General features: G+C 44.5%; 19 protein-coding genes. 15 read left to right on the forward strand and 4 right to left on the reverse strand.

The genetic code is table 11. From position 1 onward, the window contains the following. Positions 1 to 15: 15 nt before the first annotated feature. Both JCM15548_RS16420 and JCM15548_RS16425 read right to left on the reverse strand, forming a co-directional pair. Entirely contained in the window at positions 16 to 669 is a 654-nt protein-coding gene (locus JCM15548_RS16420) for a sensor histidine kinase (protein WP_162198271.1), read from the reverse strand. Positions 670 to 776: 107 nt separating this feature from the next. Then, positions 777 to 1877 (reverse strand): tetratricopeptide repeat protein, encoded by a 1101-nt coding sequence (locus JCM15548_RS16425; RefSeq protein ID WP_162198272.1) that lies wholly within the window; start codon positions 1875 to 1877, stop codon positions 777 to 779. A gap of 340 nt (positions 1878 to 2217) precedes the next feature. On the opposite strand from JCM15548_RS16425, the gene JCM15548_RS24480 reads away from it, so the two are divergent. From JCM15548_RS24480 to elbB, 11 genes are all read left to right on the forward strand, one after another. Beyond that, a complete protein-coding gene (locus JCM15548_RS24480) occupies positions 2218 to 2559 on the forward strand; it encodes a hypothetical protein (RefSeq protein ID WP_227625953.1) in 342 nt (113 codons plus the stop codon). Next, positions 2523 to 3044: a hypothetical protein gene (locus JCM15548_RS24485; protein WP_227625954.1), complete on the forward strand. Its 522-nt coding sequence runs from the start codon at positions 2523 to 2525 to the stop codon at positions 3042 to 3044. The genes JCM15548_RS24480 and JCM15548_RS24485 overlap by 37 nt, the downstream gene beginning before the upstream one ends. Continuing rightward, positions 3044 to 3991 carry a polyribonucleotide nucleotidyltransferase gene (locus JCM15548_RS24490; RefSeq protein ID WP_262487107.1) on the forward strand — a complete coding sequence of 316 codons (948 nt, stop codon included), beginning with the start codon at positions 3044 to 3046 and terminating at the stop codon, positions 3989 to 3991. Before JCM15548_RS24485 ends, JCM15548_RS24490 begins: the two co-directional genes overlap by 1 nt. Continuing rightward, the gene (locus JCM15548_RS24495; RefSeq protein WP_227625955.1) at positions 3988 to 4341 is read left to right on the forward strand and encodes a S1 RNA-binding domain-containing protein; all 354 of its coding nucleotides are present in this window, start codon (positions 3988 to 3990) and stop codon (positions 4339 to 4341) included. Before JCM15548_RS24490 ends, JCM15548_RS24495 begins: the two co-directional genes overlap by 4 nt. A gap of 164 nt (positions 4342 to 4505) precedes the next feature. Then, the gene (locus tag JCM15548_RS16435; RefSeq protein ID WP_157482857.1) at positions 4506 to 5027 is read left to right on the forward strand and encodes a hypothetical protein; all 522 of its coding nucleotides are present in this window, start codon (positions 4506 to 4508) and stop codon (positions 5025 to 5027) included. Positions 5028 to 5270: 243 nt separating this feature from the next. Beyond that, positions 5271 to 6191, forward strand: a complete 921-nt coding sequence (locus JCM15548_RS24500; RefSeq protein ID WP_262487108.1) for a prolyl oligopeptidase family protein — start codon at positions 5271 to 5273, stop codon at positions 6189 to 6191. A 50-nt stretch (positions 6192 to 6241) separates the two neighbouring features. Continuing rightward, entirely contained in the window at positions 6242 to 7390 is a 1149-nt protein-coding gene (locus JCM15548_RS24505; RefSeq protein ID WP_262487109.1) for a prolyl oligopeptidase family serine peptidase, read from the forward strand. Between the two features lie 240 nt (positions 7391 to 7630). After that, a complete protein-coding gene (locus JCM15548_RS16445) occupies positions 7631 to 9355 on the forward strand; it encodes a tetratricopeptide repeat protein (RefSeq protein WP_062127701.1) in 1725 nt (574 codons plus the stop codon). Between the two features lie 160 nt (positions 9356 to 9515). Continuing rightward, positions 9516 to 10916: a cyclomaltodextrinase N-terminal domain-containing protein gene (locus JCM15548_RS16450; RefSeq protein ID WP_062127703.1), complete on the forward strand. Its 1401-nt coding sequence runs from the start codon at positions 9516 to 9518 to the stop codon at positions 10914 to 10916. Then, entirely contained in the window at positions 10901 to 11389 is a 489-nt protein-coding gene (locus tag JCM15548_RS16455) for a cyclomaltodextrinase C-terminal domain-containing protein (RefSeq protein ID WP_062127705.1), read from the forward strand. The genes JCM15548_RS16450 and JCM15548_RS16455 overlap by 16 nt, the downstream gene beginning before the upstream one ends. 30 nt (positions 11390 to 11419) lie before the next feature. Continuing rightward, positions 11420 to 12076, forward strand: a complete 657-nt coding sequence (gene elbB, locus JCM15548_RS16460; RefSeq protein ID WP_062127707.1) for an isoprenoid biosynthesis glyoxalase ElbB — start codon at positions 11420 to 11422, stop codon at positions 12074 to 12076. 114 nt (positions 12077 to 12190) lie between these two features. Here elbB and JCM15548_RS16465 read toward each other — a convergent pair whose 3' ends face one another. Both JCM15548_RS16465 and sucC read right to left on the reverse strand, forming a co-directional pair. Then, positions 12191 to 12799, reverse strand: coding sequence for a DUF4294 domain-containing protein (locus tag JCM15548_RS16465; RefSeq protein ID WP_062127713.1), 609 nt, complete (start codon positions 12797 to 12799; stop codon positions 12191 to 12193). 71 nt (positions 12800 to 12870) lie between these two features. Next, the gene (gene sucC, locus JCM15548_RS16470; RefSeq protein WP_062127715.1) at positions 12871 to 14061 is read right to left on the reverse strand and encodes an ADP-forming succinate--CoA ligase subunit beta; all 1191 of its coding nucleotides are present in this window, start codon (positions 14059 to 14061) and stop codon (positions 12871 to 12873) included. Positions 14062 to 14190: 129 nt separating this feature from the next. Here sucC and JCM15548_RS16475 point away from each other — a divergent pair, with 129 nt between their 5' ends. The 4 genes from JCM15548_RS16475 to lpdA all read left to right on the forward strand — a co-directional run bounded on the left by JCM15548_RS16475 (position 14191) and on the right by lpdA (position 18672). After that, positions 14191 to 14721, forward strand: coding sequence for an RNA methyltransferase (locus JCM15548_RS16475; RefSeq protein ID WP_062127717.1), 531 nt, complete (start codon positions 14191 to 14193; stop codon positions 14719 to 14721). A 123-nt stretch (positions 14722 to 14844) separates the two neighbouring features. Beyond that, a complete protein-coding gene (locus tag JCM15548_RS16480; protein ID WP_062127719.1) occupies positions 14845 to 15843 on the forward strand; it encodes a DUF4412 domain-containing protein in 999 nt (332 codons plus the stop codon). Positions 15844 to 16070: 227 nt separating this feature from the next. Next, positions 16071 to 17219: an AI-2E family transporter gene (locus tag JCM15548_RS16485; protein WP_062127721.1), complete on the forward strand. Its 1149-nt coding sequence runs from the start codon at positions 16071 to 16073 to the stop codon at positions 17217 to 17219. Between the two features lie 55 nt (positions 17220 to 17274). Next, complete coding sequence (gene lpdA, locus JCM15548_RS16490) at positions 17275 to 18672, forward strand: dihydrolipoyl dehydrogenase (RefSeq protein WP_062127723.1); 1398 nt, start codon at positions 17275 to 17277, stop codon at positions 18670 to 18672. Positions 18673 to 18779: the final 107 nt, after the last annotated feature.

Genomic DNA, 18779 nt, shown 5'->3' on the forward strand with positions numbered 1-18779 from the left:
TAATGATTCTTTTATTTACAAAACAGGAATGTTTAACCTTACAATTAGTCCTGTATGTCCAACTTTTGTCGCATTCAGATTCTCCCTTTTAAAACCAAATTCTCTTTTCAGCTTATGCTGAATAAGACTTCTTCTTTTATTGAAAATATCCATGGCCATTGAGCGGTGGCCTTCACCCATCTTGCTTTCTCCATTTATTCCCGGACCATTATCGGCAATGACGAATTCAATACTATTCTTTCTCTCAAACACTTCTATGGAAAGTTTTCCCTTACAGGCAATAGCGCCAAAACCATGTTTTATGGCATTTTCCACAAATGGCTGCACAAGCATTGGGGGAATAAAAACAAATTCGGCATCCTCTACATTATGAATATCAATGTTATAGTCGAACTTTTCAGGCATCCGCATCTGTTCCAATTCGACATAATTTTTGAGCATCTCCAATTCAAGCTTAAGTGAAATAGATTCAGATGCAGAACATTCCAATGTTGAACGAATAAGAGATGCAAAGCGGGATAGATAATCGGAAGCTTTTCCGGATTCATCAAGCATCATAAAACTTTGAATAGAGCCCAAAACATTAAAAATAAAATGGGGATTCATCTGGGCTCTTAACACTTTTTGCTGAAGGTCATTTTGGATATAAATGGTCTGCTTTTTTTTCATTTGAAAGATGTAAAGAATCAAAACCATGATAACCAACATCACCAGCAGGATAATAATCCCAATCCGTATTCGCTGAGATTTTATCAGATTTTCGGCCGTGAGCAGCTCTATGCGGGCTCCTTCTTTTCAGTCTGATAAGCCAAGTCCATATCCAAAACACTTTCTCTCACTTCTTTATCCCTGATTGAGTCGGACAACTCCTTAAATAACTCCATCCAATATAGCGCCTTTTTAAAATCGCCCAACCCTTTATCAATCTGATACAAAAGCCTTACAGATCTCATCTTCTCCTCCGGAAAATTATCAACTTTATCATCCCTAATGGCCATCTCAACAAAATGACGGGCTTGCTCATAAGCCCCTAGGTCAAGATGTAACTCCGCCAAAAGATTTCTACTTGTAATACCGTGATAAACGGATGCTTTGTCATAAAACTGAGTTTCTAAAGCCGTGTCGAGTGCCTTTTGCAAATCACCCATCTTCTTGTAAATAATGGCGCAATTGCTTAATGCTACGCCGATCGCGCTATTATTGCCATTCTCCTTAGCAATATGAATCAAGGTATCATAGTACTGCAAGGCCAAATCAAAATCACCATGAATTTCCGCAATTCCGCCCAAATCATTAAAAATAGAAATCGCAGCACTGGAATTGGCAAAATCCTCTAAAAGAATCAGTCTGTAAGCTATCTTTGCATATGCCTCCCATTGTTCATTTTCGCCTGCGAGTTTAAAAATTTCACCCACCTTTTGATATACATAGGCCAAATTAGTTGAGTCCTGATTTGTTTCCTTTATTCGAACCGCCTGTAAACCAAATTCTGCAGCTTCCACGAAACTCCCCTTGGATGCCAATTCATCTCCGAGATTGATCATTGCAAAGGCCATGTTTGCACTATCGGGCACTCTTGAGAAAGCATCAACGGCCTTCCTGAAATAAAAAATGGCTGAATCACTTTCTCCTATTTGGGAAAAGTTGGAAGCATAATAATTGGCCACAATGGCATATGCCTTGTCGTTTCTGTGACGTTCGGCCAAACACAAAGCCGCCTTTAAAGCGTCAGCACTTTTATCAAATTGTTGATTGTTATCATAGAATTTGCCCAAAGCATACCATGCCCTGATAATATCCGTGGAATCCCCAGAAGAAACAGCTTCGTCAATATTATTCAAAAAAGCAGATTCATCCTGAGAATAGCAGGGGACCATTAAAAAGAAGCTAATAAAAGTAAGGCAACAAACCAAAAAGTAATCAATTTTCATTCTAAAAAATAGCATAACTGTTTAAAGTATTAAGTAACATCCAACACCTATGCCCAAAAAAAATGGCCAATTGCCCTCCAGAAATATAGTTTTAACAACTCATAAAAATAATCTATCCGAACAATTTGAAATCCCTCAATTTGGCCAACAGCCCTTTTCTTTTGACAAAAGGAACGTTTTGGTCTGTTAGTGTACTTTAAAAAACTTGTAACAAATAATCATTCAAAGAGATATAGATTTTTGGCAGATAATCCCTATCTTTGGCGCGAAAAAATGTTAAAAAAATATGATTACACCAATTGAAAAAGTAATTGATCTTGGCGATGGAAGATCAATTGTGATTGAGACCGGAAAGTTGGCCAAACAGGCCGACGGCTCAGTCGTTGTACGTATGGGAAACACTTACCTCCTGGCTACGGTAGTATCTGCAAAAGATGCGAAACCAGGAACCGATTTTATGCCCTTATCGGTTGAATACAAAGAGAAATATGCCGCAATAGGTCGCTTTCCCGGAGGTTTCTTAAAAAGGGAAGCCAGACCATCTGATTATGAGATTCTCATTTGCCGTTTGGTCGACAGAGCCTTAGGCCTTTGTTTCCTGAGGACTACCATGCGGATACCTTTGTGACGATCAGTCTGATATCGGCCGACAAGGAAAGTACGCCGGATGCGCTGGCCGGACTGGCTGCCTCAGCCGCTTTGGCCGTTTCAGATATTCCTTTTAACGGACCCATTTCAGAAGTGCGTGTAGCACGTGTTAACGGCCAACTGGTGGTTAACCCTACAGCTTCTCAAATGAAAGAGGCCGACATGGACATCATTGTGGCAGCCTCCATGGATAACATCATGATGGTGGAAGGCGAAATGAAAGAAGTTTCAGAAGCCGAACTGCTCGAGGCCATGAAAGTGGCGCACGAGGCCATTAAAATTCAGTGTAAAGCTCAGATTGAACTGGCCGAAGCGGTGAAGAAAATCAAACGCGAATACAGCCACGAAGAAAACGACGAAGAGCTGCGTGACAAAGTATGGAAAGAGACTTATGACAAGCTTACGCCGTTGCCAAAAAAGCCAATCCCAACAAACACGAGCGCATCAATGATTTCCGCACAGTAGTGGAAGAGTTTGTGGAAGCCAACTATGCTGATGTAGATGCTGCGGACATCCCCTTGGATCTGATCAAGCGTTACTACCACGATGTGGAAAAAGAGGCTGTACGCGCCATGATGTTGGACAATAACATTCGTCTGGATGGTCGTAAAATGGATGAAATCCGCCCCATCTGGTGCGAAATTGACTACCTGCCTGGTCCTCACGGTTCTGCCGTATTTACCCGTGGTGAAACGCAATCGTTAACCACCGTTACTTTAGGTACCAAAATGGATGAGAAACTGATTGATGATGTACTTAACCGTACCACTGACAGATTCTTATTGCACTATAATTTCCCGCCATTTTCAACCAACGACGCCAAGCCTTACCGCGGTACCGGCCGACGCGAAATTGGTCACGGAAACCTGGCATTGCGGGCACTGAAACCCATGTTGCCAGAGGAAACACCTTATGTGATTCGTGTGGTGTCTGACATTCTGGAGTCTAACGGATCATCTTCTATGGCTACTGTTTGTGCCGGAACTCTGGCGCTGATGGATGCCGGTATTCAAATCAAACGTCCCGTTTCAGGTATTGCCATGGGATTGATTTCGGATGCCAAAACCGGCAAATACGTGGTATTGTCTGATATTTTAGGAGACGAAGACCACCTGGGCGACATGGACTTTAAGGTAACGGGTACCGAAAAAGGTATTACCGCTACGCAAATGGACATCAAGGTAGAAGGCCTTTCTTACGAAATTCTTGAAAAAGCCCTTAATCAGGCCAGAGAAGGACGTTTGCACATTCTGGGCAAAATCACAGAGACCATCAGTGAGCCCAGAGCTGAATTAAAACCCCATGCACCACGCATCGAGACCGTTCGTATTCCTAAGGAAATGATTGGTGCGATCATCGGCCTGGCGGTAAAATCATTCAGGAAATACAGGCTACCACCTCGACCATTGTGACCGTTACCGAAGAAGGTCAGTTTGGTATTGTTAGTGTGGCTGCCGACAACAAAGAAGCCATCGACAAAGCCATGGCCCGCATCAATGCCATCACAGCCATTCCTGAAATCGGTAAAGTTTATTCCGGCAAGGTTAAATCCATTGTACCTTTCGGTGCATTTGTGGAAATCATCCCCGGAAAAGACGGTCTGTTGCACATTTCGGAAATCGACTGGAAACGCGTTGAAAAAACAGAGGACGTACTTAAAGAGGGTGAGATCATCGATGTTAAACTGATTGAGATCGACGCTAAATCAGGCAAACTGAAACTTTCCCGCAAAGTATTGCTACCACGTGAGGAGAAACAATAAACCTCATTGATATCTTTCTAAAGGAGTCCTTCCGGGACTCCTTTCCCACAAAAAGGATAAAGGGATGGCCCACAACGGCGATCCCTTTATCTTTTTAATAAAAAGCCGAAAATCCCTCCCCCAAATAATTGCATTTTATAAGATAAATCCTTTAAATTCGGGTTTTGAAACAACCATTCAAATATTCTGCAGTGACAGACCAACGAAAAACAGTTCTTCAGTGGCACGAGATTCTGAACCAGCGCTTTGAGGGTACCCCCCGCGAGTCGGCCAGATACTATGGCATACAGATTTTGCCCAGACTTTTACATCAATTGGAAAAGCAAAAGTCCACTTGCCGTTACTGCGCAGACCATTTTAAGCAACTGGAAGAAATGACCACGCAGGCTTCGGAATGGATGATCAACAATGACCCGCGGTTAAAAGACTTCCAGAAACATCTTCAACAATCCGGTCAGCATCTGTCCCGCCAGCATGGCGTTGCTCCCAAAGGCCTTTGGTTGTCGAGATTTACAGGCATAGGCCTATTAGCAGGCATCGCCGTATCGCTGGCTGTGGGCCTTTCTGAAACAACGATTGATTTACCAGGCATATTGATGCTGGGGGCAGCCGCCGGACTGGCAGCCGGATGGATCGGAGGAAAAATTAAAGAATCCGTATTGCGAAAAAAACATCAACTCTTTTAGCAATAGGTCGTTAGGTTGGGAGGCAAGCGAAGCGCTTCCGAAAAATCGGAACTTCGCCTGCGGCTTGAGGTCCCGCGTAGCGGGGTAAGAGGTCATTAGGTCGTTAGGTCATTGGGTTGATAGGAAATTTTAAATTCATGATATTCAGGAGGTTATACTTCTGCCAACAGTGAGAACAAGTCGTTTAAAATCAGTAACTTACAAAACAATATCGAGCTATTATTTATATTACACCTGATAAAAATGAGAACTTCACACCTTACTATTATGGCGGGCCTGTCCGCTTTATTCCTGATACAAAGTTGTCAAAAAAAGCCCGGTCGCTTAAGCTATCCCGCCACCGTTCAATCAGACTCGACAGATGTCTATTATGGCACGCAAGTGGCCGATCCTTATCGCTGGCTGGAGGATGACAACTCCGAAGAGACCAAAAAATGGGTGCAAGCCCAAAATGCGGTGACCAACAACTATCTGGCAAAAATACCCTTCAGAGATGCCATTAAGGAACGCCTGACCAGTGTTTGGGCCTACACCCGGCAAAGTGCGCCCACTCAAAAGGGCAACTATCTGTTCTATTCCAGGCACGATGGCATTCAAAACCATGCGGTGTACTACGTAAAAAACGTTACCGACAGTATCGAACGGGTGCTCATCGATCCCAATTTATTGTCAGAAGACGGCACCACTTCCGTGGCTGCCACATCCATTTCACCCGACGGACAATACATGGCTTATGCCATTAGTGAGGGCGGTTCTGACTGGCGGGAAGTATTTATACGTGAGGTGGAAACGGGATCAGATCTCGATGACCACCTGCAATACATTAAGTTTTCGGATTTCTCTTGGGATGCCCAAGGCTTTTATTATGGACGCTATGACCAGCCTGCAAAAGGTAGTGAACTGTCGGGCAGCAATGAATACCAAAAACTTTTCTACCATAAACTGGGGACACCACAAAGCGAAGACCGATTGGTGTATGAAGACCAACAAAACCCCCGCCACATGTTTTCGGCCGAGGTGGATGACGAATTTCGCTATCTGATGCTATACACCAGCCAATCCACCCACGGCAACACCCTCTCCATAAAAAACCTGAACGCTAATGGCGATTGGCAATTGGCAGATCCGGATTTTAACACGGAAACCACTTTCATTGGAAGGTAGATAAGCATTTATGGGTCCTGACCAATCATGAAGCGCCCCGCTACAGAGTGATGGCCATAAATCCAGACCAACCTGCCATCGACAACTGGGAGGAGATCATTCCTGAAAGAAAGAACGTATTGAAGGATATTGAATTGACGGAGGCCTATGCGGTCGCTAATTACATGCAGGATGTTCAATCACAACTTAAAGTCTTCAATAAAAAAGGGGAATTCCAGTACGACATTGAATTGCCGGGCATTGCCTCAGTTTCAAGTCTGAAACCGGTGAAGGACCAAAACCGGGTATATTTTAACTATACCACCTACACCAAGCCCTCCCAGGTCCTTGCTTACGACCTCGACGAGCAGACCATTGAAGAGGAATTCACACCCGAGGTGGACTTTAACGCTGACGACTACGAAACGACCATGGTCTTTATTGAGGCGCAGGACGGGGCACAGGTACCGGTTTCCATTGTTCACAAAAAGGGCATTGAATTAAACGGGAATAACCCAACCTTGCTTTATGGATATGGTGGTTTCAATGTGGTGTATCCACCACGATTCGATGCACGCCTGGTTCCCTGGCTGGAGAATGGGGGCGTATATGTCAATGCCCATATAAGGGGCGGTGGCGAATATGGCGACGATTGGTACCGGGGCGGCACCCTCATGAATAAGCAAAGGGTGTTCGACGACTTCATCCTCGCGGCTGAATACATGATTGACCAGAACTATACCAATCCGGAAAAACTGGCCATCATGGGCGGATCAAATGGCGGTTTGCTGGTAGGTGCTGTGGCCAACCAGCGCCCCGACCTTTTTAAAGTAGCACTGCCGGCCGTGGGCGTTATGGATATGCTGCGCTATCAAAACTTCACCATCGGCTGGGCCTGGGCGGGTGATTACGGTCGTAGCGATGACAGTGCAGAGATGTTCAACTATTTGTATGCCTACTCGCCGCTGCACAATATACCGGAAGGTGAAATTTTCCCGGCCACACTGGTCACCACAGCCGATCATGACGACCGGGTGGTGCCGGCACACTCCTTCAAATACATCGCCACTTTGCAGGAAAAATACGAGGGAAATAATCCCGTTCTTATCCGAATTGAAACAAAGGCCGGCCATGGCGCAGGTAAACCACTCTCCATGCAAATAGAAGAAGTGGCCGACAAATGGGCATTTGCCTGGTACAATATGGGTGTAAGCTATTAAATATTAATATAATAATCGCTCTTTTAATAAAATAATTGATTAACTTGTAGGGGTAATAGGATTTTAATTCAATAGCATCACCTGTAAAAATTGCGCATTAACGTGAAAAAACTACCATTTCACAGTAAGAAAGCTTATATTTGCAATTAATGTTTATGGGAACTTTTAATTTTTGAAAACATTATTATATTTGTGAGAGAGTAACGAATTAGTTCAAGAACAAATAATTAAGCTAACATTATGAAAAGAACGAGAATTAAACTTTTTGCTTATCTGGCACTTGCTGCCGTTATGACTAGCTGTGCCAGTCTCGAAAAGATGAGAAAAAATGCTGCCGATGTTAACTATTCAGTCACTCCAGAGGTTCTTGAAGCCCATGGAGAAAAAGTGGATGTTAACATCAACGTCCGTATCCCTGCCGGATACTTCGATCCCAAAGCAACCTTAGAAGCCACACCTGTATTGGTTTATGAAGGCGGTGAAACGCCTTTCCCAAGTTACACTGTTCAGGGTGAAAAAGCCGAAGGAAATGCTCAGGTTATCACCAAAGACAATGGTGGACAAATCAACTACTCCAATTCAGTGGCCTACAACGAAAACATGCGTGTTTCGGACTTAGTTGTGCGCATCCGCGCGACCAAAGGTGACAATTCTCTGGATTTCGAGCCAGTTAAAATAGCTGAAGGCGTCATTTCTACCTCTGCTATGGTTCAAGCCAAAGGCATTCAGGGCACAGTAGGTGCAGATCAGTTCGAAAGAATTATTCCTATTTCAAAAACAGCTGAAATCCTTTACATCATTCAACAGGCCAATGTTCGCAACAGCGAATTGACCAAAGAAGAAGTTAAGGCTTTAAACGATTTCATTGCTGAAGTTAAAGAAGCTGAAAACAAAGAATTCAAAGGTGTTAATATTTCTGCCTATGCCTCTCCTGACGGACCGGTTGATTTGAATACCCGCTTGGCTTCTCAGCGTGAAGGTTCTGCCAAGACTTACCTGAACCGTCAGTTCACAAGAGCAAAAATCGATGAAGCCAAAGATGCCGACTTCTTCGATCTTCAAAATACACCAGAAGACTGGGAAGGATTCAAGGAATTAATGGAAAAAAGTGACATTCAGGACAAAGAATTAATTCTTCGTGTTCTTTCCATGCATACCGATCCACAAGTACGTGAGCGTGAAATCAAAAACATGTCTAACACATACAAAGTAATTGCGGATGATATTCTGCCTAAATTGCGTCGTTCAAAAATGAGCGTAAACGTTGAGGAAATTGGTAAATCAGACGAAGAGATTTCTGAACTGGCTGCCAGCAATGCTTCTGAATTAAATGCAGAAGAAATTCTTTATGCGGCTACTTTGGAAGACAACGTGGATGAGCAATTGGCCATTTACAGAAAAGCGGCTGCTCAATATCCCAACGACTGGAGAACGCATAACAACGTAGGTCTGGCCTTATACCAGAAGGATGACTTAGCCGGTGCTAAAGTAGCCTTTGAAAAAGCCAACTCTGTTAAAGCCAACCAACCTGAAGTAATGAACAACCTTGGTGCCATTGCTTTGCGCGAAGGTGACCTTGCCAAAGCTGAAGAGTACTTCGGTTCTGCTGCAGGTGCAGGTAGTGAATTAGACAACAACCTTGGTGTTTTAGCCATCAAAAAAGGCATGTATGACGAAGCCGTTCGTTACTTCGGTAACAGCGTAAGTTGCAACGCCGCTCTGGCTAAGATTTTGGCAGGTAATTACGATGCTGCCCTTTCAACGTTGAATGCCAATACCAATGAAGTTGGTTTGAAATACTATCTGAAAGCAGTTGTAGGTGTTCGCACCAATGACTCTGACATGATGTTCAGCAACTTGCGTAAAGCTGTAGAGCTTGACAGCAAGTTCAAAGCAACTGCTGCCAGTGATATGGAATTTGCCAATTATTTTGGTGATGCTACTTTCAAATCGATTGTACAGTAACAAAATACCACACAACAAAAAAGAGACTGCCCTCACAGGCAGTCTCTTTTTTGTTTACAGCCCCCCCAATTCTCTGCATTTTGAAAATCACACCAAAGTTTGATTTAAGAGTTTTGAATTCCTTATCTTTACACTAAGAAAATTCATTAACAAACAACAAATGACATCAGAGCTTGGGAAAATAAAGGTGAACTCAATTGTTTTTCTGGTTTTATTACTAGCCATTTCCGGGCCTTCCTGGTCGCAGTTCAGCGCCAATAAGATGGCGTGCTGGCCACAGGAATGGTGGATTGGAATGAAATATAACAAGGTGCAGGTACTCATTAAAGGGAATAACCTAAGTACGGCCAGAGCAGCTGTTAGTCACTCAGGGGTATCCATTAACGATCAATATGGCGCTAAAAACAAAGACTATCTTTTTGTAGAACTCGACATCACGAAGAATGCTTCTGCCGGGATGTTTGCCATCCGTATTACACGTGGCAACACTCCCGTAGGAACCGTTAATTTCACACTCCGAAACCGCACGAACAATTACTTCCCCTCTCCGCTCACCGGTGCGGATGCCATCTATCAAATTGTACCGGACAGGTTTGCGAATGGCAATCCGGACAACGACAACATCATAGATCTGTTCGAGAAAGCCGACCGCTCCAATCCTTCCGGTGTTCATGGTGGGGACATTCAGGGACTATCCAATGCCATGAATTATATCAAAGATCTGGGCTTTAATACCGTTGAATTCACGCCCCTTTATGAATCCAACCAATTAATCCTCTCCTACGACAAATTTGCACCAACCTCCCATTTTAATGTGGATAAACGAATTGGTTCACTGAACGATATAAAAAACACCATCCAACAATTCAGAAACAACCAACTCAAAGTTATTATCACTCAGGTTTTTCACAAAGCGGGCAATCAACACGTCATCTTTCAAAGTCCTCCGGATCCCGACTGGGTTTTTAAACGCGACCTCCTCTCTCTGGAAAAACCCAATCCACTGGTTTATGTCGATCCTTATGCCGCCCAGGAAGACATTGATCGGCACTCAAAAATATGGGAGTCCTTTGACAGACCGGCACTCAACCTCCAAAACAAGGAACTAAAAAAATACCTCGTCCAACATGTTCTGTGGTGGGTTGAAACCTTCCAACCCGACGGCGTCAAAATAGACCAAACGCATCTTTGCCATCCGGAATTTCTGGCACAACTGACCCAGGTTCTGAGGGATGAATATCCCAACCTCAATATCCTGGCTGCCCCTGAGGCAAAAGACGCGGGACTCAATGCCTATTGGCAGCATGACCACAAAAACAAATTTCAATTCACCCACTTGACCGATGGCCCTTTAAAAGAAGCAGTGAACGATGCCTTTGCAGCGTATTCAGATACACACGAAGCCCTTTTTCCCATTTATCAGACCCTCGCATCTGACCATATTTATAACGATGCCATTAATCAAATTATTCTCAACGGCGACAACCATCATTCTACCGACTTTTTACCCTGGCAGAAAAAGATTTGGCCCTGTTTAAACTTTATATGGGCTTCTTGCTAACCACCAGGGGCATTCCATCCTTTTTGTATGGAACAGAGGTTCTATTGGATGGTTATGCGCCCGAAGGCAATGGCTTTGTCAGGAAAGATTTCCCGGGAGGATGGACCGGAGATGCAATCAGTGCTTTTGATCAAAGCACCCTGTCGCAAGGCCAGCGAGAAGCCTGGCAGTTCACTTCAACCTTGCTCAATTGGCGCCAAAACAACCCGGATGTCATGCAGGGAGGCTTAATCCAGCTCGAACCTTTTGAGGATGTTTATGCCTATATCCGGGTGGGACCAAACAAACAATTATTGGTCATCATTAACAACAACTCCGGGGAACCAAGACGCTTGGAAGGTTCCAAATTTCAGTATACCATTGACCCAAAATCCAAAGTAACCAATGTTATGAACGGGGAAGTTTCCAACGGATTAGGAAACCTCATTCTTAGTCACAAAAGCATCCTGATCCTTGAATTGACGGCCCCTTAAGTTTTGTGATAATTTTTAAAAGACAGAACGATGACGAAATCTAAAAAAATTGCTGTAGTACTATCAGGATGTGGTGTTTACGACGGTGCAGAGATTCACGAATCGGTGTTCGCCCTATGGGCCATAGCCAGTGCGGGTGCCAGTTATGACATTTATGCCCCCGACGTGCAACAACATCACGTCATCAACCATCTCAACGGACAGGAAATGCCCGAAAAACGAAATGTTTTAATTGAGGCAGCCAGAATTGCCCGAGGCGATATCCAGCCGGTATCTGAGCTCAATGCGACTAAAGCAGACGCTATTTTGTTTCCCGGGGGGTTTGGCGTGGCTAAAAACCTGTGTTCTTTTGCGGTTGATGGAGCCGACTGTCAGGTGAATCCCGAATTAGAAAAGGTGGTGAAAGATTTTCATCAAGCTGGCAAACCTATTGGCGCCCTGTGCATCTCACCTGTGCTTATCACCAAAGTCCTGGGTAATCCGGAGGTCACCATTGGAAGTGATGCAGATACCGCCAAAGCCATTGAGGAAATGGGCGGTAAACACGTCAACACCTCACATGCAGAAGTGGTGGTGGATGCTACCAACAAGATAGTCTCCACGCCTTGCTACATGCTGGACGCAAACATTTTGCAAATAGCCGATGGCGCCAAAAAAGCGGTGGATACTTTGATTAAAATGCTTTAAAAAATTTCTCTGATCGGCAAAGTCAACTATTAGGATCAGCGAAATCTGCTTATAAGATCGGCGAAGTTGCCAACTTCGCCGAATATAAAACCATTAGAAAGCAAAAAAACAACTTTAAAGAGCACCAGCATCAATCATCTGAATAATGTGCTCAATCATTTTATCATCTTCCTCTGCATTGTATTCATCTTTGAGATTAGCGCCAAATATGCGGGCGATACCCTGCCAAAAAAAGGCAGGTACGCCCCCTTTGTATTCCTTGATCAGATTGTAACTATTATCACCCGTCTCTCTGTCAATCAGGCGAATAAGCAGCTTTCCCTGTGAAAATGTCAGCTTCCGCAAGGGGGCTTCAAACTCTTCGAACAGCTGGCTCTCTGCCTCCTTAACAAAATGCCGCCGCTCCTTCTTCCCCTCTATTTCCTCCAGCTCCTCATTAATTAGGGCCAACTTTTCAGCAGCCAACCGGGCGTAAGGTAAAGTGACTTTGATATTTCTGATCAGGCGGTTATACTTGCGGTATTCTCGCCGGCTTTTAAATTCCCAGGGTTTCATGACGGTCACCTCATCGAGCAGTACATGCGGCAGGGTGTCACCATTCAGAATTTCAGGCTTCAGAAAATAGCGGACAGGTTTTGAAGGCACAGAATCTACCCCGGTCTGCGCCCATAAAGAGCCGACAAACAAAATATAAAAGGGCAAAAAAACAACTAATCTTCTCATACTTTGACAATTTGCAAAAAGGATAATTCTGTCCAGGCAAATGTATCAAAAACTGTTCCGCAAAAGTTTTCTTATTTCACCAACTTTCTCACCAAATCAGCTGCTTCTTTCAAAGTAATGGCAGAATAGACTTTCAAACCAGAGTTGTCTATCACTTCTTTGCCCTCTTCTGCGTTTGTGCCCTGTAAGCGAACAATCACAGGCACCTTGATATTCCCTAATTTTTTATAGGCCTCAACCACACCGGTAGCCACACGATCACAGCGCACAATGCCACCAAAAATATTGATCAAAATGGCTTTCACATTGGGGTCATCCAGGATAATTTTCAATCCGGCCTCTACGGTCTGTGCATTGGCACCACCCCCCACATCCAGAAAATTGGCCGGCTCTCCGCCCGATAATTTAATGATGTCCATGGTAGCCATGGCCAGACCGGCTCCATTGACCATACAACCCACATTCCCATCCAACTTAACAAAGTTCAGATTGTTTTTTCCGGCCTCCACCTCAGAGGGATCCTCCTCTGACAAATCGCGCATGGCTTCAATTTTAGGATGGCGGAATAAAGCATTGTCGTCAATATTCACCTTGGCGTCAACAGCCAAAATCTTCTCATCGGTGGTCTTCAAAACAGGATTGATTTCAAACATGGAAGCATCAACTGCCAGATAGGAGGCATACAAACGATCGACAAAGCGAATCAACTCCCTGGCTACTGAGCCTGAAAGCCCCAGATTTTTGGCAATACGTTTGGCCTGAAAGGGCAATAGTCCGAAAGCCGGATCAATGTCCTCACGATATATACGATCGGGACGTGAAGCAGCCACCTCTTCTATATCTACACCGCCGTCAGGAGAATAAACAACCACATTGCGACCCGTTTTACGATTGAGCAATATACTCATGTAATACTCCTCTTTGGTGGTTGGTCCCGGATAATAAACATCCTGAGCAATCAAAACCTTGTGAACATCCTTGCCGTCGGGGCCCGTTTGATGCGTAACCAGGTTCATCCCAATCATTTTTTCAGCTATGGATTTTACCTCTTCAAGACTTTTGGCCAACTTAACGCCTCCGCCTTTTCCGCGACCGCCGGCATGTATCTGTGCTTTTACCACCCACCAATGGGTATCGGTCTGTGCCTGTAATGTCTTGGCGGCTTCCACAGCCTCACCGGGGGTGGAGGCAACTATTCCTTCCTGAACGGGCACACCGTTTTCCTTTAAAATAGCCTTGGCCTGATACTCATGAATGTTCATATATTTATATTTTTTAATAGGACAAATAAAGACCTTTAAAGGCCTCCTTGTGTTACCTCCAAAAGTTACACAAAAATCTGCCCCTGTTAAACAATTTATCTTTCTATTTTTGCACTTTAAACCTTTTTTATGCGCAAACTAAAGATTACTGAATTAAACAGATTAAGTCCCGAAGAGTTTAAAAAATCGGAAAAACATCCGGTTATTGCCGTGCTCGACAATGTCAGGAGCCTCCACAACGTAGGCAGTGTATTTCGCACAGCAGATGCTTTCAGCCTGCGTGGAGTGGTGCTTTGCGGCATAACAGCCATCCCGCCACACAACGAAATACATAAAACGGCCCTAGGTGCTGAAGATGCGGTGGATTGGCAATATTTTGAAAACACCCGGGAAGCTGTCCTAACCCTTAAACAACAAGGATTTACCATCGTGGGTATTGAACAGGTAGATAAAAGCATTCAACTGACAGACTTTACCCCACAGCCCGATGCGGCCTACGCCCTTGTTTTTGGAAATGAAGTGAAAGGCGTTCAACAAAAGGTGGTTGACCTCTGCGATTTCTGCCTTGAAATCCCCCAATACGGTACCAAACATTCACTGAATGTTTCGGTTTCAGCAGGTATTGTTCTGTGGGAGACCATTCGCCACTTCTTAAAATAGGAGTTTAAAATCCAAAAACCATTCATTCATCAATATTTCAATGGCCTCCATTGATTTGGGATTGACATTCCGACAGTCAACTATTAATTTTCGGACTATTAAGAACCAACTAAAAACACCACCATGAGATCTTTCTTTTTGTCCCTCATCACCATGGCCATTTTATCCGCCTTTCACCAAACACCCCTGAATGCCCAAAGTTTAATGGAACGCGTGGCCAAAAGGGCGGCTGAGAAGTTAGAGCAAAAGACGGAAGACCGAATAGACCAAAAAGTGGATGAAGGTATTGACAAAAGTCTGGATGATATAGAAGAATCAGCCACTACCAATAAGGAAGAAAACGCCTCGCCCGACAGAAACAGCGAGGCAGCCAACCAAAAACGCATGGAAAACTTGCTGGGAAAAATGGGCATTTCATCTGAACCGGTCAATTATGCGGATGCCTATACTTTCAACTCCTCCATGCGCATCAACATCAAAACAGTGAACAAAAAAGGAAAAGTGGTAAACGATGGGGATATGGTATCCTACCTTTCGGACGACGATAAATGCATGGCCTACGAATTTGTTTCGGGTGATATCAATGTTGAAGTGGAAAATGCCCCTAAAAACAAAGGCTTGTTTATCATTGATTACGACAATAAGGCCACGCTCATCCTTTCGGAGGACAACAATCAAAAGACGGGCGTGGCTTATGGTTTGTCTGAGGATTTTGGAAAAAGCCTATCCGGCGAAGCGGAAGACGACGTTTATGAAGAAAGTACAGGGGAAGATTTGGATTACACCCCTGCCAACCTCAAAAAGACCGGACGAACCAAAGACATCCTCGGCTACAAATGTGAGGAATACGAATATACGGATGAAAATACCCGGGGATCCTTCTGGCTGACCAAGGATTACGAATCACCGCGTTCGACAGCTCTGCCTTCGATGTTCAATTGGACGGCTGTTACCTTTGGCCGCACTTCCGGTTTTTTAATGGCCAGTGAATCAACCGACCTCCAGTCAGGTGAAAAGTCAACCATGGAGGTGACCGAGATCAACCCTAACAAAAACACCTCCTTTCATACGAAGCAATACGAAATCACCAACCTCGGCTCTATAGGGATGGCCGGGAACTAATTTTTTTTTAACAGCATAGGGAATTAAGCAAAAACAGGCTGTCAATAGCAATTGGCAGCCTGTTTTCTTTTTTCAACTCCATGAAAAGTAAATTGCGAAAATTCTCATTTTTCCCGTAACTTTCAGCAACATTTCTTTCTCCTGATCAATGATGTTATTTCAGGGGCACTTCTCTGCGTTCTGTTATTTTTTTTTGCAAGCAAAGTCAACAACAATTAATTAATTATATGGAAAACCATCAGTCTAAAATAGTGGAGCAACCGGCTTACATGCGATTAACCTCCATTTTACTGGGAATTGTACTGCTCGTCTTTGTCATGAAAGAAGCCAAGGTTATTCTTGTGCCCATTCTGATAGCCGGTTTCCTGGCCGTCCTGATAAGCCCTTTTACCTCCTGGTTGGAAAAGAATCGCGTCCCTTCTGCCTTAGCAGCCGTCATCAGCCTTATCTCCCTTCTGGTGATTCTGTCCGGCATTGTATATTTCTTTTACAACCAAATCCTGAACTTTTCGGGTGATCTGGCGGGATTGGAGGCCCGCTTCAGCGAACTGGCAGGTAACATCAACAATTTTACCGCCGAACACTTTGATGGCGTAGTTCCCATATCCATGGACAATGTTAAGGAAGTGCTTTTTCAGCAGATATATGACAACATGAACGTCCTTACCCAGGGCATTCTGGCCACAGCAGGAACCCTTACGCTGGTTTTTATTATTCCTGTTTACATTTTTCTTTTTATCTATTACAGGTGGTTTATCATTGAGTTCTTCAAAAAAGTTTTCGCCAAAAAACATGAGGATAAGGTAGAACATGCGATCCTGAAAATAAAGGAAGTGGTTCAAAAATACATCAAAGGGGCTTTTATCGTCATTTGTATTTTGGCCGTTCTAAACAGTATTGCCCTTTACAGTCTGGGTATTAAGCACGCCATGCTCTTTGCCGTTTTTGCCGCCATCCTGAATGTCATTCCCTATCTGGGCCCCTTTCTGGGAGCCATTTTCCCCATTGCCTTTGCCCTGCTCACCAAAGACTCGTTGTGGTATCCCTTTGGTGTATTTCTGGCATTCTATGTGATCCAATTGTTCGAAAGCAACCTTTTTACCCCAAAAATTGTGGGGGGACAAGTCTCCATGAATCCCCTGATGACCATCATTGCCCTATTTATTGGAAATTTTATTTGGGGTCTGGCCGGAATGATCTTGTTTATTCCTGGCATGGCGATTCTCAAAGTTATTTTTGACGAGGTGGAAGGCATGGAAGCCTATGGCTTCCTGCTGGGTTCCGTTCAATCCAAAAAGAAAAAGAATCTCCCCAAGGCCAAAATCGTGATCGAGAAGGTTCAAAAAGTCTTCCAACCAAAAAAGAACAATCATTGAACCTTACCTTCGAATGTTTGTTAGAAAAGCATGACCAAAAATTAATTTCAGACAGATGGAAAAATATGATATTTTAGTTATCGGAAGTGGTCCTGGCGGCTATGTGACCGCCATCAGAGCCTCACAATTGGGCTTAAACGTGGCTATTGTTGAAAAAGCAGAGCTGGGTGGCGTATGCCTAAACTGGGGCTGTATCCCCACCAAGTCGTTGCTCAAAAGCGCCCAGGTGTTTGACTATCTCAACCATGCAGCCGATTACGGAGTGACCATTGAAGGAACGGCCAAGGCCGATTTCTCTGCCATGGTCAAACGCAGTCGCGGGGTGGCCGATGGCATGAGCAAAGGCGTTCAGTTCCTTCTCAAGAAAAACAAAATAACGGTTATTCAGGGGACAGCTAAACTCACCAAAGACCGAAAAGTAGAGGTTACCAACAACGAGGATAAAAAAGAAACCTACGAAGCCAAACACATCATATTGGCCACCGGCGCCAGAAGTCGCCAGTTGCCCAACCTGCCGCAAGATGGCAAAAAAGTAATTGGTTACCGGCAAGCTTTGGTGCTCGATAAGCAACCGAAATCGATGGTGGTAGTTGGCTCAGGAGCCATTGGCAGTGAATTCGCCTATTTCTACAACACCATAGGAACCAAGGTTACCCTGGTCGAATTTCTGGACAATGTTGTACCGGTGGAAGACGAAGAGGTTTCCAAACAACTGGCCCGTTCCTTCAAGAAAGACGGCATTGATGTCCGCACCAGTTCAGAGGTAACTGCCGTTGACACTTCCGGAAAATTGGTAAAAGTGACCATCAAAAATAAAAAAGGCAAGGAAGAAGTCGTGGAAGCCGACATCGTTCTTTCTGCCGTTGGCATTGCCCCCAACATCGAAGGCATTGGTCTGGAAGAAGCCGGTGTGAAGATTGAAAACGGCCGTGTTAAGGTGAATGAATTTTACCAAACCTCCGTCGAGGGTGTTTATGCCATTGGGGATATCGTGCCTGGTCAGGCCCTGGCCCACGTGGCATCTGCCGAAGGCATTCTTTGTGTTGAGAAGATAGCCGGGCACCATCCGGAACCGCTCAATTACAACAACATTCCGGGTTGTACTTATACCGGACCCGAAATTGCGTCGGTGGGCATGACGGAAAAGGCGGCCAAAGAGGCCGGGTACGAACTAAAGGTGGGTAAATTCCCCTTCTCCGCATCTGGTAAGGCCAGCGCTGCGGGACATAAGGACGGTTTTGTAAAGCTGATTTTTGATGCCAAATATGGCGAATTACTGGGCGCTCATATGATCGGCGCCAATGTAACGGAGATGATTGCTGAGTTGGTTACGGCCCGTAAACTGGAAACCACCGGTCACGAGCTCATTAAAGCCGTTCATCCGCACCCGACCATGTCTGAAGCTGTTATGGAAGCGGCTGCAGCGGCTTATGGAGAGGTTATTCACATTTAGTATAAAGCAGACGATTAGAACCATAAACACAACCAATAAAAAGCCGGCGATGCCGGCTTTTTTATTTCCCGTGAGCCGGGAACAAAATAATATGACAAGATCATCGT

It is taken from the genome of Geofilum rubicundum JCM 15548 (assembly GCF_000974365.1).
Lineage (GTDB): Bacteria > Bacteroidota > Bacteroidia > Bacteroidales > Marinilabiliaceae > Geofilum > Geofilum rubicundum.

Excerpts from the sequence above, each read along its gene's own strand:
- sucC (WP_062127715.1), bottom strand. The coding sequence starts at position 14,061 with ATGAACATTCATGAGTATCAGGCCAAGGCTATTTTAAAGGAAAACGGT.
- JCM15548_RS16480 (WP_062127719.1), top strand. The coding sequence starts at position 14,845 with ATGAGATCTTTCTTTTTGTCCCTCATCACCATGGCCATTTTATCCGCC.
- JCM15548_RS24505 (WP_262487109.1), top strand. The coding sequence starts at position 6,242 with ATGGCCATAAATCCAGACCAACCTGCCATCGACAACTGGGAGGAGATC.
- JCM15548_RS24500 (WP_262487108.1), top strand. The coding sequence starts at position 5,271 with ATGAGAACTTCACACCTTACTATTATGGCGGGCCTGTCCGCTTTATTC.
- JCM15548_RS16425 (WP_162198272.1), bottom strand. The coding sequence starts at position 1,877 with ATGGTCCCCTGCTATTCTCAGGATGAATCTGCTTTTTTGAATAATATT.
- JCM15548_RS16445 (WP_062127701.1), top strand. The coding sequence starts at position 7,631 with ATGAAAAGAACGAGAATTAAACTTTTTGCTTATCTGGCACTTGCTGCC.
- JCM15548_RS16455 (WP_062127705.1), top strand. The coding sequence starts at position 10,901 with ATGGGCTTCTTGCTAACCACCAGGGGCATTCCATCCTTTTTGTATGGA.
- lpdA (WP_062127723.1), top strand. The coding sequence starts at position 17,275 with ATGGAAAAATATGATATTTTAGTTATCGGAAGTGGTCCTGGCGGCTAT.
- JCM15548_RS16485 (WP_062127721.1), top strand. The coding sequence starts at position 16,071 with ATGGAAAACCATCAGTCTAAAATAGTGGAGCAACCGGCTTACATGCGA.
- JCM15548_RS16465 (WP_062127713.1), bottom strand. The coding sequence starts at position 12,799 with ATGAGAAGATTAGTTGTTTTTTTGCCCTTTTATATTTTGTTTGTCGGC.
- JCM15548_RS24480 (WP_227625953.1), top strand. The coding sequence starts at position 2,218 with ATGATTACACCAATTGAAAAAGTAATTGATCTTGGCGATGGAAGATCA.
- JCM15548_RS16420 (WP_162198271.1), bottom strand. The coding sequence starts at position 669 with ATGAAAAAAAAGCAGACCATTTATATCCAAAATGACCTTCAGCAAAAA.
- JCM15548_RS16475 (WP_062127717.1), top strand. The coding sequence starts at position 14,191 with ATGCGCAAACTAAAGATTACTGAATTAAACAGATTAAGTCCCGAAGAG.
- elbB (WP_062127707.1), top strand. The coding sequence starts at position 11,420 with ATGACGAAATCTAAAAAAATTGCTGTAGTACTATCAGGATGTGGTGTT.
- JCM15548_RS16450 (WP_062127703.1), top strand. The coding sequence starts at position 9,516 with ATGACATCAGAGCTTGGGAAAATAAAGGTGAACTCAATTGTTTTTCTG.